This is a genomic window from Chryseobacterium sp. SIMBA_029 (assembly GCF_046535275.1).
Lineage (GTDB): Bacteria > Bacteroidota > Bacteroidia > Flavobacteriales > Weeksellaceae > Chryseobacterium.
The window spans coordinates 1-259 of sequence record NZ_JAWRXA010000520.1 but is presented as its reverse complement, the minus strand read 5'-3'; the positions used below and the strand labels follow the sequence as shown (position 1 = coordinate 259).

1 protein-coding gene is annotated in these 259 nt (G+C 38.6%); it reads left to right on the top strand.

The features are described from left to right. Positions 1-24: 24 nt before the first annotated feature. On the top strand, positions 25-259 hold a 235-nt coding region (locus SB679_RS25050; protein WP_410705018.1), incomplete at its 3' end, for a spondin domain-containing protein.

The window sequence follows — 259 nt, the reverse complement described above, 5'->3', positions numbered from 1 at the left end:
CCTAATATCAATGCCTCACAGCTAATGAAACTTAACCTTGACTACAATGAGGTGACTTCTGAATTTACTTTAACCATTACCAATACTTCTGGTGGAACTGCAAATGAAACGCCTTTCTCTCCTGGTGTTTGGGCTGTTTCCAATTACAATGGCTCTCAACTGCTGAATAGCGCTCCGTTCTTTACTCCCAACTCTTTATCCAATCCTGAAATTACAGATATAGCCCAAATGGGAAATATTGATAAGATGAAAATAAAGC